General features: G+C 63.3%; 15 protein-coding genes. 6 read left to right on the top strand and 9 right to left on the bottom strand.

The features are described 5' to 3' along the window. Positions 1–448: 448 nt before the first annotated feature. The 3 genes from VGO04_RS14975 to VGO04_RS14985 all read right to left on the bottom strand — a co-directional run bounded on the left by VGO04_RS14975 (position 449) and on the right by VGO04_RS14985 (position 2,471). Complete coding sequence (locus VGO04_RS14975) at positions 449–1,324, bottom strand: 50S ribosomal protein L11 methyltransferase (RefSeq protein ID WP_327496752.1); 876 nt, start codon at positions 1,322–1,324, stop codon at positions 449–451. Positions 1,325–1,485: 161 nt separating this feature from the next. After that, entirely contained in the window at positions 1,486–2,085 is a 600-nt protein-coding gene (locus tag VGO04_RS14980) for an SCO family protein (protein WP_327496753.1), read from the bottom strand. Between the two features lie 227 nt (positions 2,086–2,312). Further along, positions 2,313–2,471, bottom strand: coding sequence for a hypothetical protein (locus tag VGO04_RS14985; RefSeq protein WP_327496754.1), 159 nt, complete (start codon positions 2,469–2,471; stop codon positions 2,313–2,315). Positions 2,472–2,837: 366 nt separating this feature from the next. Here VGO04_RS14985 and VGO04_RS14990 point away from each other — a divergent pair, with 366 nt between their 5' ends. The 3 genes from VGO04_RS14990 (at position 2,838) to VGO04_RS15000 (ending at position 6,066) form a co-directional block, all read left to right on the top strand. Continuing rightward, entirely contained in the window at positions 2,838–4,937 is a 2,100-nt protein-coding gene (locus VGO04_RS14990; RefSeq protein ID WP_327496755.1) for a methyl-accepting chemotaxis protein, read from the top strand. A 2-nt stretch (positions 4,938–4,939) separates the two neighbouring features. Further along, entirely contained in the window at positions 4,940–5,404 is a 465-nt protein-coding gene (locus tag VGO04_RS14995; RefSeq protein WP_113540693.1) for a chemotaxis protein CheW, read from the top strand. A gap of 359 nt (positions 5,405–5,763) precedes the next feature. Then, positions 5,764–6,066, top strand: a complete 303-nt coding sequence (locus VGO04_RS15000) for a hypothetical protein (protein ID WP_327496756.1) — start codon at positions 5,764–5,766, stop codon at positions 6,064–6,066. Positions 6,067–6,243: 177 nt separating this feature from the next. Here the strand turns inward: VGO04_RS15000 and VGO04_RS15005 are convergent, their stop codons facing one another. Then, a complete protein-coding gene (locus VGO04_RS15005) occupies positions 6,244–6,756 on the bottom strand; it encodes a CreA family protein (RefSeq protein ID WP_327496757.1) in 513 nt (170 codons plus the stop codon). A gap of 158 nt (positions 6,757–6,914) precedes the next feature. Continuing rightward, positions 6,915–8,159 carry a GGDEF domain-containing protein gene (locus VGO04_RS15010; RefSeq protein WP_327496758.1) on the bottom strand — a complete coding sequence of 415 codons (1,245 nt, stop codon included), beginning with the start codon at positions 8,157–8,159 and terminating at the stop codon, positions 6,915–6,917. A 281-nt stretch (positions 8,160–8,440) separates the two neighbouring features. Here VGO04_RS15010 and VGO04_RS15015 point away from each other — a divergent pair, with 281 nt between their 5' ends. Then, positions 8,441–9,112, top strand: a complete 672-nt coding sequence (locus tag VGO04_RS15015) for a phosphoribosyltransferase (RefSeq protein ID WP_327496759.1) — start codon at positions 8,441–8,443, stop codon at positions 9,110–9,112. Between the two features lie 145 nt (positions 9,113–9,257). Next, positions 9,258–9,893: a cysteine hydrolase gene (locus tag VGO04_RS15020; protein WP_327496760.1), complete on the top strand. Its 636-nt coding sequence runs from the start codon at positions 9,258–9,260 to the stop codon at positions 9,891–9,893. A gap of 58 nt (positions 9,894–9,951) precedes the next feature. Here VGO04_RS15020 and VGO04_RS15025 read toward each other — a convergent pair whose 3' ends face one another. Next, on the bottom strand, positions 9,952–11,160 hold the full coding sequence (locus VGO04_RS15025) for an adenylate/guanylate cyclase domain-containing protein (RefSeq protein ID WP_327496761.1): 1,209 nt from the start codon (positions 11,158–11,160) through the stop codon (positions 9,952–9,954). Between the two features lie 158 nt (positions 11,161–11,318). On the opposite strand from VGO04_RS15025, the gene VGO04_RS15030 reads away from it, so the two are divergent. After that, positions 11,319–11,780, top strand: coding sequence for a GNAT family N-acetyltransferase (locus tag VGO04_RS15030; RefSeq protein WP_327496762.1), 462 nt, complete (start codon positions 11,319–11,321; stop codon positions 11,778–11,780). 13 nt (positions 11,781–11,793) lie between these two features. On the opposite strand, the gene VGO04_RS15035 is transcribed toward VGO04_RS15030, so the two are convergent. From VGO04_RS15035 to VGO04_RS15045, 3 genes are all read right to left on the bottom strand, one after another. Continuing rightward, the gene (locus VGO04_RS15035; protein ID WP_327496763.1) at positions 11,794–12,339 is read right to left on the bottom strand and encodes a hypothetical protein; all 546 of its coding nucleotides are present in this window, start codon (positions 12,337–12,339) and stop codon (positions 11,794–11,796) included. A gap of 99 nt (positions 12,340–12,438) precedes the next feature. Then, positions 12,439–12,888 (bottom strand): hypothetical protein, encoded by a 450-nt coding sequence (locus tag VGO04_RS15040; RefSeq protein WP_327496764.1) that lies wholly within the window; start codon positions 12,886–12,888, stop codon positions 12,439–12,441. Positions 12,889–13,033: 145 nt separating this feature from the next. Next, the gene (locus tag VGO04_RS15045; RefSeq protein WP_327496778.1) at positions 13,034–15,499 is read right to left on the bottom strand and encodes an ATP-dependent helicase; all 2,466 of its coding nucleotides are present in this window, start codon (positions 15,497–15,499) and stop codon (positions 13,034–13,036) included. Between the last annotated feature and the right edge of the window lie 49 nt (positions 15,500–15,548).

Below are 15,548 nucleotides of genomic sequence, written 5' to 3' on the forward strand. Positions count from 1 at the left end.
CGAACATCCGGTGGTTCAAAAAGCTGCGGTTCCGAGAATAGTTGGTCACTCTGTTCTCCTCCTCCCTCAAGGGTGGTCAGCTTCGGAACGGTAGACGCCCGCTCGAGCACTCCTCCTCCTCAGGCTCGCGGGCATGGTTGGTCACAAGCCAGCCAGCAGGCGATGCCCCTGGCATCGCCTTAGTTTCGAAAGGCCGCCCGTCATGATGGACGAGGCGGCCTTTTCGTTTTCGGAGCGCGTTTGGATTTTCGGCGGCGAAGCGTGTTCGTTTTTTGTCAGGGCTCGGCTTTTGCGCGCGAAGCCGGTATCCGCCCCGCGCTTCTGCCGGCAGAAGGTCGTTTCACAGCGCGGACGCGCTGTGCGAATAGACAGGCCCGGGACGGACAGGTCGCAGGTCTTCAAGGTTTCGCAACGAGCCTTTCACCGATCACAAGCTGAGGGCTTGAGACTACTTCTCCAGGTGGATCGTCACCCAGCCGTTGCGCCAGATGGTGCGCACGTGGCGCAGATGCTGGATGTTGTAGTGGGCGAGCACCTTCCAGCGCTGTGAGGCGAGAATGCCCGACAGGATCACCGAGCCGCCGGGGGCGAGGTTGGCGACGAGCTGCGGCGCCATCTTCATCAGGGGGCGGGCCAGAATGTTGGCGATAATCAGGTCGAACGGCCCGTTGGAGCTGAAGGCAGTCGAGTGAAAGCCGGGGGCGGTGGCAAAGGTCATGCCGGTGACGACGCCGTTGGCGCGGGCGTTGTCCTCTGCCACGCGCGTGGCGATCGGGTCGATGTCGGTGGCAAGCACCGGCACGTGCATGAGCTTCCAGGCGGCAATCGCCAGCACGCCGCTGCCGGTGCCGAGGTCGAGCACGTTCTTCACGGTGCGGGTGCGGGCAACCGAGGCAAGCACTTCCAGGCAGCCCGCCGTGGTGCCGTGATGGCCGGTACCGAAGGCCTGGCCGGCATCGATCTCGATCGCGATCTCGCCGGTCCTCACCTTGTCGCGGTCATGCGAGCCGTGCACGACGAAGCGGCCGGCGCGCACCGGCGCGAGACCCTCGAGCGACTTGGCAATCCAGTCGATATCCGGCAGCACTTCGCGGGTGATCGGCAGGTGGGCGAAATCCTCGGAAAGCGCGTCGGTCAGACGTTCGTTCACGCTCTCTTCGTCAACCCGCATCATGTAGATGGAGGCTTCCCAGATATCGCGCTTCTCGTCGACTTCCGTCGTGCCGATGGCGAAATCCTCTTCGCCGAAGACCGCACTCAGGCGGTCGAGCACGGCTTCCGCCTGCTTCTCGGTGGTGGTGACGAAAAGTCTGATCTCGCTCAAGGCTCTGTCCTTCGGCTGGCAAATCCGCTGTCTGCATCAAACCGCAAGGCGGCGCACTGGACGGCGGCGAAATATTGCGCTGTGCGCTATCACGATTGCCCTGCAAACGCAAAGCGCCGGGCGGGGCCGGCGCTTGCGAAAGGTGCTTTGTGGTGAAGGCGTTAGCCCTTCGTCAGGTTTTCCAGCTTCTTGACCGCCGTCTCCGGGTTTTCCTCGTAGGCGATCGTGCCGGAGAACTTGCCGTCGGCATCGAGCAGGAAGACGGAAGCGCTGTGGTCCATGGTGTAGTCGCCGTCCGGTTTGGCAGGGTCGGTCGGCACCTTCTTGGCATAGACGCGGAAGCCCTTGACCATCTCCATCACCTTGTCGGCCGGGCCGGAAATGCCGGTGATGCGCTTGGAGACGTTGGAGACGTACTGGCCGAGGATTTCCGGCGTGTCGCGCTCGGGATCGACGGTGATGAAATAGGCCTGCAGCTTGTTGCCTTCGGGATCGACCTTTTCCAGCCAGCCGTTCAGTTCGAACAGCGTCGTCGGGCAGACTTCCGGGCAATGGGTGAAGCCGAAGAAGAGAGCCGTCGGTTTGCCGGTGAAGGCCTTCTCGGTGATCTCCTTGCCATCCTGGGCAACGAGCGTGAAGGGAACGCCGAAGGGGCCGGCGGTGGCCACCTGCTTCGACTGGGTCATTTCATAGGTCAGCCAGCCGAGAATGCCGGCCATGGCGACGACGGCGGCCCAAAGGACGATGCGGATGGTTTTCATGCGTGCTGCCGATTCTGTTTTGGCCAAACGGCCCTGTCCGGTTGATCGCTCGTTGATACCGCCTTCACGAACCCCGCGCAAATGGGACAATTGCCGCAGGTTGTGCGAGGCCGATTGACGACTGCCCCCCGTCCCGTTGCCGCAGATCTTCTGCCCGCAGACTCAAGAACGTCCTATGCCTGCTCGCGTCGAGAGGGTTGGTCCTCGGGTTCAGGAAAGCGGCGGTTCTAGAGACACCAGGAAAGCCCGGACTGGGCGAGCGCCAGGAACATCTCGGCGCCATTTTCCATCCAGCCGCGGAAGGCAAGCACGAGGACGAGCGCGATCGCGGCCGCAAGGCTTGCGGCAAGGGGAAGGCGGATCGAGCGCTGCGACTTGGTGTTCATGGCGCCATCATAGCAGTTCGGGCGGCGAGGGGAAGCTGCGTGGTTTTCGCGGTGGCGCGGTGGTCCCGTCGCGCCGTTGCACGACGGTGGAAAACCCGGCCGAAGCGCTCTGATCGATTGTGCCCGCAAACACCGGAAATACCAACGCTTGCAGAGAATATGCGCAATAACGCAAATAACCGCTTTCGATGGGGATCAAGGGCCTGCCTTAGCGAATGTTTAAGGTCTGTTTGACAGTGTTTTTCCACGCGGGGAGAGTGTTCACGCTCTGACATGACATGAGCGTCATCCGGTCTGATCGGCCCGGCTTTTCCGCATCGATCGAGGAGGATCCGCCTATTGCGGGTCCGTGACCATGGACTCCCTATGACTGCCTCATCTGTCTCCCTGAAGCGCAATCTCTCCGTCAGCCAGCGGCTGGCCACTCTTGCCGGTGCGGCCTTTGTCGGTTTTGGCTCGGTGCTCGGGGTCGGCTGGTATGAGGGCCGCCTGGCGAACGACGCCCTGCAGGGCGCGATCGCGGCGCAGAATGGATTGACCACGGTCGACGAAATCCGGTTGGCGACGACCAATCTCGTGCTCAATGCGATGGACAGCATCGTCGATCGCGACGAAGGCGTGCTGCAGCCGGCGCGCGCCGCCAGCATTGCCGAGATCCTGAAACAGATCGAATCCAGGGCGGCCGGCATCAAGGCGCTCGCCGAGCTGCTTGGCCGCAGCGATGTGCTTTCCACGTTCGATGCCGATGTCGCCGAGCTGCGCCAGGCGGTCGGCACGGATCTCAAATCCCTGATCGAGGCCAAGGCGCCGGCCGGCGAGTTCGGCAAGATCGACGACGCGATCGACGGCGCCGGTGATCGGCTCGCGACCGCACTGGCAAGCCTTTCCGAGGCGGCGACCACCCTGGTGCAGACACGCGTTGCCGAGGCGCGCTCTGCCTCAGACCAGGCGTTCCAGCTTCAACTCGCCTCGGGCCTGCTGGCCATGGCGGCGCTGCTCTATCTGCTCTGGTTCCACGGCAGCACGCTGCGCCGCGGCATCCAGGGCCTCAGCGACGGCATGCAGCGGATCCAGAAGGGCGAGCTTGCGACAAAAATCGAGGCGCTCGACCGTGGTGACGAGATCGGCGCGATGGCGCGCTCGGTCGACCTTTTCCGCCTTTCGGCGATCGAAAAACAGTCGCTGGAACAGAGCGCGGCACATAGCCGCCGCGAGATCGAAAGGGAACGCGAACTGCAGCAAAGCGAGCGCGAGGAAGCGGTGCGCCGCATCCAGACGGCGATCGACAATCTCGGCCGCGCGCTGACGCAGCTTGCCGAAGGCGACCTTGCCGTTGCCATCGACCGGCCTTTCGACGGCAATCTCGACCAGCTCCGGCAGAACTTCAACCAGACGGTCGAGCGCCTGCGCGTGGTGCTTTCGAGCGTCAAGGAAAACGCGCTTTCGATCGAATCGAACGGCCGGCAGATGCGCACCGCCGCCGACGACCTGGCGCGCCGCACCGAGCGGCAGGCCGCGTCCCTCGAACAGACTTCGGCAGCGCTCGACGAAATCACCGTGACCGTTCGCACGGCGACCCAGCGCGCCGAAGAGGCAAGCCGCATGGTCGACCAGACGCGCGACAATGCCGAGGAATCCGGCCGCATCGTCGGCGAGGCGATCGCCGCCATGGCGCGCATCGAGGGCGCCTCGAACGAGATCGGCAAGATCATCAACGTCATCGACGAGATCGCCTTCCAGACCAATCTCCTGGCGCTCAACGCCGGCGTCGAGGCGGCGCGGGCGGGCGAAGCCGGCAAGGGCTTTGCCGTCGTCGCACAGGAAGTGCGCGAACTGGCGCAGCGCGCGGCAGGGGCCGCCAAGGACATCAAGGCGCTGGTCACGCGCTCGGGCACCGAGGTCGGCAGCGGCGTCAAGCTGGTGCGGGCGACGGGCGACGCCCTGGGGCGGATCGGCACCGATGTGGCCCGCATCAACGAACTCATGACCTCGATCGTGATGGCGGCGCGCGAGCAGTCGACCGGTCTCGGCGAAATCAGCACCGCGGTCGGCCAGCTCGACCAGATGACGCAGCAGAATGCCGCGATGGTGGAGCAGACCAATGCGTCGAGCCACACGCTGGCGCAGGATGCCGAGCGCCTGACGGATCTCGTCGGCCAGTTCCGCGAGGGACACTCGATGCAGCGCGCCATGCCGACTGCCGCACCGACGCCGGTCGCGCCATCGACAAAGGCCGCAGCCCCTACGCCGGCACGAACGGCTTCCCCGCCTTCCGCTCAGCGGCCGGCGCCGAGAGGCGCCAGCGAAGCAGTACCGCTGCGCAAGATCGGCTCTGCCAAAATGGCTTCGTTTCCTACTCCATCCCCCGCCAAAGCCCTGATGGGCAAGCTTGCGGGCGCATTCGGCAACAAACCGGGCTCGGTGCCGTCGACGACGGCCTCCGGTGAGAACTGGGAAGAATTCTGATCATGACCAATGCAATCAAGCAGTCCGGTGCCTATCTCGAAATCGTGTCGTTCCATCTCGGCGACCAGGAATTCTGCATCGACATCATGGCGATCCGCGAAATTCGCGGCTGGGCACCGGTCACCCCGATGCCGCACACGCCGCCTTACGTGCTCGGCCTCATCAACCTGCGTGGTGCGGTGATCCCGGTCATCGACATGGCGGCCCGCCTCGGCATGAAGATGACGGAGCCTTCCGAGCGCTCGGCGATCATCGTCACCGACATCGCCGGCAAGCTGGTCGGCCTCTTGGTCGAGCAGGTCTCCGACATGATGACGATCAAGAGCGAGGCCCTTCAGCCGGCGCCCGAAATCATTCCGGAAGCGCAGCGCGCCTTCTGCCGCGGCATCGTCGCGCTGGAGAAGACCATGGTCTGCTTCCTCAACCTCGACACGGTCATTGCCGACGAGCTGGCGCAGGCCGCCTGAAGCATTTCGCATTATGTTTGCAAGGGCCCCGGCGCAGCGCGCCGGGGCCTTTTGCGTTCTGGCATGATCAGATGTTGCGCGGCCGGTACTGGAGGTCGACGGTCAAGTTAAACTTCGGCAATGAACTTCACGCTTGGGCGATGCCATTGTGACAAAACGTCAAGTGGCTGGGCGGGTTACTTGTACTACTTTACCGGTGTTGCCGGGTGCCTGAACGGAGGCCGGGTGCCTGGTCTTACTGCATGTTTCCTTTGATCGTAGCCGAGCAACGGACAAAAGCATGCAGAAGTTCAAAGCTCTACGGCGACCTTTGAGCGTCCGGTAAGGCGCGCGGCGCTGTAGCAACAGGAGTTGTACCTATGACAATCTCTGCAAGGAAACTCATTGCCGCGCTCTCCGTAACGATGGTTATGGCCTCGCCGGCTCTGGCCGACAGCTACTACCCGGGCATCGACGTCAACAATCCTCCCGGAACACAGAGCATGCACAAGGCCATGCCGACGATGAAGCGGCCGACCGCTAACGTCGATACGATGTCGACGGGCAGCATCAACAGAACGTCCGCACCGACCCCGGTCTATCGCGATCGCAATCCCTACGGTGGATACCAGGGCGGTGATGGCGACTACTACCAGGGCATCGTTCCGCCGACGAACTATTGAAGCATCCGGCCCTCATGTGCGTGCACCTGAGGGCGGAAAGAGCGGGGAACAGGCGGATCTCCCGCCGGCCTAATTCCTCGTTTCGCTCCGACGAGGCTTTGGAAGCGCCCACGAATGGGCGGGCGCTTCACCCTCGGCAAGGGTCGCCTCGCGCGATAGCGCCGGAAACAATCTTCCTTATTGCGGCTTGCCGTTTTGCCAGGTGACAGTCTGGCCGTAGAGCGGGATGGTCGTGATCGACATCTTGGCCGAGCCGTCGGTCAATTCCCGCGAATGGGCAAGATAGATCAACGTGTCGTTCTTGCGATCGTAGATGCGCGTCACGAGCAGGTTCTTCCAGACGAGCGACAGGCCGGCGCGAAAGACCTCCTCTCCCTCCTTGGAAAGCTCGATGTCGCCGATCTCGATCGGCCCGGTCTGTCGGCAGGCGATCGAGTTGTTGGACGGGTCCTCGAACCAGTTGCCGTTTTTCAACCGGTCGATGACGCTGCGGTCGAAATAGGTGACGTGACAGGTGATGCCCTTGATCTTGGGGTCGCTGACGGCATCGATCATGATGTCGTTTCCGAGCCAGTCGACGCCGACCTCGCCGACCGTTTCGGCCCGGGCGGGCAGGGCGGCAGCCGTAAGGGCGGCCACCGCAAAGGCGGCAACTCCGGCAAGGGTGACGGCACGAATGGCACGCAGCATGAAATGTCCTCCGTCAGCGCCGCGCCTGCGGCGCAAGGCGGCTGTATAAACCTGAATGACTGTCTGTCCTTGCATCGTCAGAGATGCAAGAGGCCAGAAGTCGGGCAGCCAGGTTCACATAGGTTCGGGAAGCGGCTTTACAAGGCGGCGATCCGGCCTCAGCCGGCGTCGCGCAGCAGTTGTGGCTCGAAGGCTCTGACGTCGGCGGCACGCATCTGCGCTGCTGCGGCGGCAAGGGCCCGAGCGCTCGCGTCGGGCTGGAAGCGCCCGGCAATCGTGCAGCGGTCGCGTCCGTCTGCCTTGGCGTCGTAAAGCGCCATGTCGGCGCGGATCATGACGTCGCTGATCGTATCGCCAGGGGTCGCCTCGGCAAGGCCGATGCTGACCGTCAGCTGGATCGGACGGTCGAAACGGCCGATCGGCGTGTCGCGCACCGTGCGGCCGATCTCCTCGGCAAGCGCAAAGGCTGCGTTTTCCGAGTGATTGGGCAGGACGATGCCGAACTCTTCGCCGCCGATGCGCCCGAGCGTGCCGCGCCCGGCAAGACAGGCGGTGACGGTACCGGCAAAATGGCCGAGAGCCGCATCGCCGACGGCATGACCATAGCGGTCGTTGATCTGCTTGAAGTAATCGAGATCGAGCAGCAGGAAGGCGGCTGGCCGCTGCCGCGCAAAACTCATGGCCAGGGTGCGCTGCCCAAGATCGAGCAGGGCACGGCGTGACAGCACGCCGGTCAATTCGTCACGCGCGATCGCGCTCTTGAGGTCGGTGATCACCCGGTTCTGGATCATCAGGATGACGCCGAGGAACAGGGCCGGCAGGTAGAAATACCGCATGGCCGCGCAGGCGATATCCCAGCTCACAGGCTCGATCCGCGTGGAGGCGGTTGCGTGGGCGACAGGCGACAGTAGGGTGACGGCGATGAGCGCGGAGCAGCCGACGGCCGTAAGGGCGATGACGACGAGGCGCTCGACAGGGCCAGGGGCGCTTCGCCGGTGCTGCGAACAGACGGCGATGTTCAACAGGAAGGCGGCGGCAATACCGATCGCCGATAGCGCATGCAGGGTGACGCTGCTGGCGCCGAAGGCTGCAAGCAGCAACGTCAGGACCGCGACCGATGCCGCGGCAACCAACAGCGTCGATATGCGTTTCGAAACATCCAGTGCCCGATGGAAGCCCGACAGCATGAACGCGCAGGCGCCCGCCAGGAGCGCCACCCCGATCGGGAAGAGCAGCCGAAGCGTGGGGAATTCGGAGAGCATCAGAAAGAGGGTCGCTGCCGCCGCAATCGCGCAGGCAGCGGCAAAATCCGTGCCGCCCTCGACCATCGAGGCGCGCAGTGAAATCAGGACCGGCAGCATCGCCAAAAGGGCAATGATGGATATGGCAGGGAGAAAGCTCATTTCGAAACGGCCTGTCGTGCTAAAATCAACAAAGGCGGCTTGCGTCTCAGCCAGAATGTAAGATGCCAATTGGTAGCGATGGCGCCTTAACGAAACCCGGCCAAATCCGTTGCAATTTTAACGATTGGTCGGGAATGGCACGGTTGTTAACAGCGGTTGCGAGAGCGAGCCACCGACCGTGGCTCGTCTGCCGGATTTGATGTCGCGGCGCGCTGCCCAGGTTGAGCTCGGTGTCGTCGAGCAGTGAGAGGCCGGCTGGGCCAAACCTTGGAGAGACAAGGGTGTTTACGGGGGCATGGATCTTTGAAGACAGGGCGGATGCCGGGCGGCAGCTCGCGACCGTGATCGAAGGCGAGGCCTTCGATGATCCGGTGGTGATGGCGCTGCCGCGCGGCGGCGTGCCGGTCGGTTATGAAATTGCCGTTCGCATCGGCGCGCCGCTTGAAATCCTGATCGTGCGCAAGATCGGCGCACCGGGACATCTGGAGTTCGGGCTTGGGGCGCTGGTCGATGGCGACGTGCCCGAACTGGTGCTGAACCGCGAGGCGATCCGGCTCGTGCATCCGCCTGCAGGCTATGTCGAAGCGGAGACCGAGCGTCAGCACGCCGAGATCCTGCGTCGCCGAGCGCTCTATTTCGGCGACAGCAAACCGATATCGCCCGAAGGTCGCGAGGTCATCCTCGTCGACGACGGCATCGCCACCGGCGGCACGGTGCGGGCGGCGATCAAGGCGCTCGGCCGCATGGGCGTCCGTCGGCTGGTGCTTGCCGTGCCGGTGGCGCCGAAAAGCGAGCTTGCGGTGCTCAAAGGCTCCGTCGACCGCATCGTCTGCCTTGCCACCCCCTTCGCATTCCGCGCCGTCGGGCTGCACTACCGCGACTTCGAGCAGACGAGCGACGAGGAGGTGGTGGCGCTGATGCGGAAGGCGGAGCTGCTGGAGCGACCCGGCTGAGCCGGTTGGGGGTGGTCGCTTCGTATCCGAATAGTTGCACCTTGCTGTCTGATCCGTATTGCAACCGCCGGGTTCGCGCGCCACATTCCCGGCGCGAGTTGTTGCCGGGAGCGGCCGCCGGAGGAGGCGGCCTTGAGGAGGTGCCATGGCCAAGAAACTGGAAATCGGCAGAACGCTTGAAGATTTCTGCCGTCCCGACCGGATGGCGCTTGTCGTCTATGACATGCAGGTGGGGATCACCAATCAGGTCAGACAGGGCCCGGCGATCCTTGCTGAAGTGCTGAAAGTGCTGGAGGCGGCACGCAAGGGCGGATTTCCTGTCATCTTCCTGCGGCATCTGTCGATGCCGAAGCCGTTGATGGGCGCCTTCCAGATGCGCCAGGCGATGGCCTGGCAGCGCACCGACGACCCCGATGCGGTCCACCCCTGGTTCCTGCGCGGCTCACCGGGCTTCGAGCTTGTGCCCGAGCTTGCTCCTCGTGAGAACGAAGCGATCCTCGACAAGATCACATTCTCGGCCTTCGAGGGCACGCCGCTTGCGATGATCCTGCGCGATCTCGGGCTTACCTCCTTTGCCATCTGCGGCATCGCCACCGAGATCGGCATCGACCCGACCGTGCGCCACGCGACCGATCTCGGGCTCGTCCCCGTCGTCGTGCGCGACGCCTGCGGAGCAGGGCACCACGAGGCCGGCGAACGCTCGATGGACAACATCGTCTTCATGGGCGATGCGATCATGACCGACGTCGAGGCAATCACGGCGGCGATGACCAAAGGCTAGGGCATCCCGCTCTCAGGTGGTGAAGGGGCGCGGCACCGCGTCGGGCCGCTGTGTTTCTCTAGCGGCGCTGTGTCATCCGCCAGGTCTCGGTCTTGCCGAAGCCCTTGATGTTGGCGAGTTCGCCGGCTTCGAAGGTGAATTTCTCCTCGAGCACCGCCTTGACCTCGCGGGTGGTGACGATGCATCCGGCCTGGCCGATCGCCTCGAGCCTTGCCGCAAGGTTCACCGGCGCGCCCCAGATGTCATAGGCATAACGGGTGCGGCCGAGAACGCCGGCCGTCACCGCTCCCGACGCCATGCCGATCCGCAGTTCAAGCGCAACGCCATGCGCCCTGCCGACATGGCCGGCGATTTCAAGGGCGGTGAAGCCGAAGCTGGCGGCGGCCTCGACCCCGTTCGGATGGGCGCTTGGAACGCCTGCCGCCGCAAGATAGGCATCGCCGATGGTCTTGATCTTTTCCACGCCGTAGCGGGCCGACGCCGCATCGAGGGCCGAGAAGAAGGCGTCGAGCAGCTGAACCGTCCGTTCCGGGCCGATCTCGTTGGAAAGCCTGACGAACTGGACGATATCAATGAGCAGCACGGTTGCCGTGTCGAACTTCTTGACGGTCGCTGCGTGGTCGTCGCTGTGCAGTTTCTCGACGATTTCCGCAGGCATGATCGACAGCATGAGGTTGCTCAGCCGCATCTGCGCCTCGCGCGCCAGCGACAGGGCGTAGTGCATCGTGGCGAACATCAGGAGGGTGACGGTGAGCATGGTCGAGGTGTTGATGAGGAGCAGGAAGCTCTCGTCCTGGTAGACGCCGGCTTGCGGCTCCGGATAGGCGGCGATGCCGATGACAATGGTGGCGGCGGAGACGAGACCCAGGCAGGCGACCAGCCTCCAGTGCTCAAGCCCGAGAATTGCGAAGGCGACGGGCGTGACGCCGAGCAGATTGAACAGCACGCCAGACCGTCCGCCGATATGGGCGCTGATGACCGAAAGCGCCACGGCGCAGATGGCGAACTCCCAGAGGGCCGACGCGATCTTGCCAAACCGGTGCCAGAGCGGCGTCATGGTGGCGGCTGCCGCGAGCAGCACATTGCAGACCACCAGCTTCTTGAGGCTCGGCTCCTGGTAAAGCGCATAGAAGATGGCAAAGCCGGTTGAAGAAACGGCGATCACGGCTGCCGCAAGGTTTGCCACCATAATTCCTTGCCGGTCTGCCTCCCGCGATTGCGTCAGCCCCAATTCCGCCAGCCAGCGTGTCGTGCTTGTCCAAGACATCTCATCGCCCGCCCTCGGTCGTTGAAAATCCGGTCATTTTAGGCGCGTTTAATGTTCGCAATTATCGGGGGAAAAGTCAGTTGCAAAGATGCGCCTTGCGCGCAAATCCCGGATGCTGTCCGGTAAGCATCATTCGCCTCGAACGAGCAGGAACCAACATGACCGACGCCCTTTTGATTCGCCCGATAGCCAGAACCGACTATGAGCAGTGGCTGCCGCTCTGGGACGGCTACAACGCATTCTACGGCCGCTCCGGCGAAACCGCGCTCGACCCCGCAATCACCGCCATGACCTGGTCGCGCTTCTTCGACGCTTACGAGCCAGTGCATGCGCTGGTGGCGGAAAGTAATGGCCGGCTGATCGGGCTTACGCACTATCTCTTCCACCGCAGCACGACGATGATCCAGCCGAACTGCTACCTGCAGGACCTCTTCACCAATGCGGAAGCCCGCGGCAAGGGCGTCGGCCGTGCGTTGATCGAGGGCGTCTACGAGGCGGCACGCGCCGTCGGCGCGCCGCGCGTCTACTGGATGACGCACGAGACCAACGAGACGGCGATGACGCTCTACGACAAGGTGGCGGATAAGTCGGGGTTTCTGGTCTATCGGAAGGCGGTCTGAGGCGGTTCAGGCTCTACAGCGGTGCTGTAGGGCCGTGATCGCGATGATAGGCAAGGACGAGTTCGCGAAGTTCGTCGAAAGCAATGGCAACCCCAGCCGAGACCACAAGGAGCCCTTTAGGTGTTCCAAACATACCGCTTCGGCGAAACTTGGTGCCGATTTTTCTGTGCAGGTGGCCGATGGAGGTCGGATCAAGTGTCAGGACGAGCATCTTTTGCTTGTAGTATTCGACCGCGCTGACACTGACGATCACGGGCCATGGGATCATGCCCGGAGCCAATCGAGCGTCACAAAGTCCTTCGGGCGACAACACGATGACGTTGGGTCGCATCGGTGCGTAGAGGACCCACACACCGAGAAATGCAATGGGCCAAGCTACCGCACCGAGATAGCCGGCGAACAACAAACGACCGGTCGGCGCTTCGACAACCCAGTTCAGTAGAATTGCCAGGGAAAGCGCCGACAGCGCTGCGCTGGCAAGGAGCACGCCTATCAGCTTGGGCCAGGATTTCTTGATTTCAACGGTGCGGGAGGTGTCGATCAGAAGCCGACGTTCCAAGTTGTGGTTTCTCTCAACTACGGTCAACTGTCACCTATTGGCGGGCTTGTTTTGTATCAAACCTTCTCGACAAATCCATTCTGCCTCCTTCCGTCCGGCTCAGGTTTTCAGGCCGTATCTCTGGTGATAACGCGATAGCGCGTCATGAAGGCGGCTGGGTCCCACGGCAAGCGTGTTTGAATAAAGGGACAGCGACGTCGGCGTGGAATTCAAGCCTGTGCGCGACGTCTTCCTTCGGATCTTTGATGGCAGCGCCATTTCGGCTTCCGCCGTGAGCCACACGATCAGTCCACGGCGGGCGACGCTGATGGAGGCAATGGCTGGCCAGGGGATCCTGTCATCCGACAGTCGTCGGTCGATCAGTCCCTCGGGGGAAAGCGTGACCAAGCTGCCTTTGAGGCCAACTGCCTGGCGCAGAAGCGCCAGCAGGATCCAAAGGGAGACTGCGCTCCAGACAATACCGACGACCAACGAGAAACGCTCGTCGGTGCGGAACCAATGGAGGGTGATGAAGATGCAAAACGCTGCCATGGCGACGAAAAAGATCACCTGTGCGATGATCTTCGGCCAGGACTTGCCGATCTCGGTCGTGCCGGATGTGTCGATTCTATAGGTCGGGTCTACATTGTCCAAACAGACGGACCGCATCGTCGCTCAGTTCCCCAGTGCCGAATGACAGTCCAGTGTGTCCGCCTCACGCCTTCTCGACAAACCCGTCCAACACGCGCTTCTGGCCGGCGCGGTCGAAGTCGATGGTGAGCTTGTTGCCTTCAATCGCGGCAATGTTGCCGTTGCCGAACTTCATGTGGAAGACGCGGTCGCCGACCGAGAAGCGTGAAGGTTCCGTGGCTGTCGATTTTGCCACCAGTTCACCGTCGATGGTGCGGCCGCGTGGGCCGCTTTCGCCGTAGCCGATGCGCTCGACCGCGTGGCCGGAGCGGGTGCCCCAGTTGTCGCGGGTGGCGTCGGAGCGGTGCTGCTGGGCGCGCTTCCAGCCGGGGGTCGAATAGGTGTTCTGGAACGGATCGGCTTTGTCGAAGCGCGACTGGCCGTAGCCGCCGCGGCCATAACCGCCATAGGACTGCTCGTTTTCGGCGACGTCCACATGGGCGAGCGGCAGCTCCTCAAGGAAGCGCGACGGCATCGTCGACTGCCAGAGGCCGTGGATGCGGCGGTTGGAGACGAACCAGATGTGACAGCGGTGCTTGGCCCGCGTGATGCCGACATAGGCAAGGCGCCGTTCTTCCTCGAGGCCGGAGCGGCCGCCCTCGTCGAGCGCGCGCTGGTGCGGGAAGAGGCCTTCCTCCCAGCCGGGCAGGAAGACGGTGTCGAACTCCAGGCCCTTGGCCGAGTGCAGCGTCATGATCGAGACGGCGTCGAGGTTCTCGTTCTGCTCGGCATCCATGACCAGCGCCACGTGTTCGAGGAAGCCGCGCAGGCTCTCGAAGGCTTCCATCGAGCGGATGAGTTCCTTTAGGTTTTCCAGCCGCCCCGGGGCCTCGGCCGACTTGTCGGCCTTCCACATGTCGGTGTAGCCGCTTTCCTCGAGGATCTGCTCGGCAAGCTCGGTGTGAACCGTAGTCTCGAGCAGGGTCTGCCAGCGGCGGAAATCGGTGACGACGTCGAACAGCGCCTTGCGCGCCTTCGGCTTCAGCTCGTCGGTCTCGATGATCTCGGAGGCCGCCGCCAGCATCGGGATATCGCGGGCGCGGGCGTAGTCGTGCAGCGTGCGCACGGTTGTGTCGCCAAGGCCGCGCTTCGGCGTGTTGACGATGCGCTCGAAGGCGAGGTCGTCGGCCGGCTGGCAGACGAGGCGGAAATAGGCCATGGCATCGCGGATTTCGAGGCGCTCGTAGAAGCGCGGGCCACCGATGACGCGGTAGTTGAGGCCAAGCGTGACGAAGCGGTCTTCGAACTCGCGCATCTGGAACGAGGCGCGCACGAGGATCGCCATGTCGTTCAGATTGTGCTTCTGGCGCTGCAGCTGCTCGATTTCCTCGCCGACGGCGCGGGCTTCCTCCTCGGAGTCCCAGGCGGCGTGGACCTGCACCTTCTCGTCATCCGGATTGGTGCGGTCGGTAAAGAGCGTCTTGCCGAGGCGGCCTTCGTTGTGGGCGATCAGGTGGCCGGCAGCGCCCAGGATATGTTCGGTCGAGCGATAGTTGCGCTCGAGCTTGATGACCTTGGCACCGGGGAAATCCTTTTCGAAGCGCAGGATATTGTCCACTTCCGCGCCACGCCAGCCATAGATCGACTGGTCGTCGTCGCCGACGCAGCAGACGTTTTGCGGCACCCCCTTGGGGCGCTGGGCCAGAAGCCGCAGCCACATGTACTGCGCGGTGTTGGTGTCCTGGTACTCGTCGACGAGGATGTAGCGGAACTTGTCGTGATAGTCCTTTAGCACGTCCGCATGCATGCGGAAGATGCGGATCGGGTGCAGCAACAGATCGCCGAAGTCGCAGGCATTCAGCGACAACAGCCGGTTCTGGTAGGCGGCGTAAAGTTCGCGGCCCTTGCCGTTGGCAAAGGCGCGGGCGTCGCCCTCGGGGATCTGGGCGGGATCGAGGCCCTTGTTCTTCCAGCCGTCGATCATGCCGGCGAACTGCTTGGCCGGCCAGCGCTTGTCGTCGATACCTTCGGCCTGGATGATCTGCTTGATCAGCCTGATGACGTCGTCGGTGTCGAGAATGGTGAAATCCGAGCGCAAGCCCACAAGTTCGGCATGGCGACGCAGAAGCTTGACGCCGATCGAGTGGAAGGTGCCGAGCCAGGGCATGCCTTCGACCGCATGGCCGACGAGCACGCCAATGCGCTCCTTCATCTCGCGCGCGGCCTTGTTGGTGAAGGTCACCGACAGGATCTGCGAAGGGAAGGCGCGGTTGGTGGAAAGGATGTGGGCGATGCGGGTGGTGAGCACCCGGGTCTTGCCGGTGCCCGCACCGGCGAGAACCAGCACGGGACCATCCAGCGTCTCAACGGCTTCCGCCTGTTCCGGATTGAGGCCGGAGAGATAATCCGGGCGCGGCTGGGCGCGATCGCGCGCGGCCATGGCGCGTGCGGCGATGCCGCCGGCAGCAGGAACACCTCCGGGGGCTGGCTGCTGCTTGCGCGGGGCCGGCTCCTCGTCGAAGAAGGGAATGTCGTCGAAACCACTCATCATGCGGCTCAATGTAGTGATTCGGTGGGGAAAGGCCAGAAAGGATGTTCTT

Source organism: Ensifer sp. (genome assembly GCF_035999185.1).
GTDB lineage: Bacteria > Pseudomonadota > Alphaproteobacteria > Rhizobiales > Rhizobiaceae > Ensifer.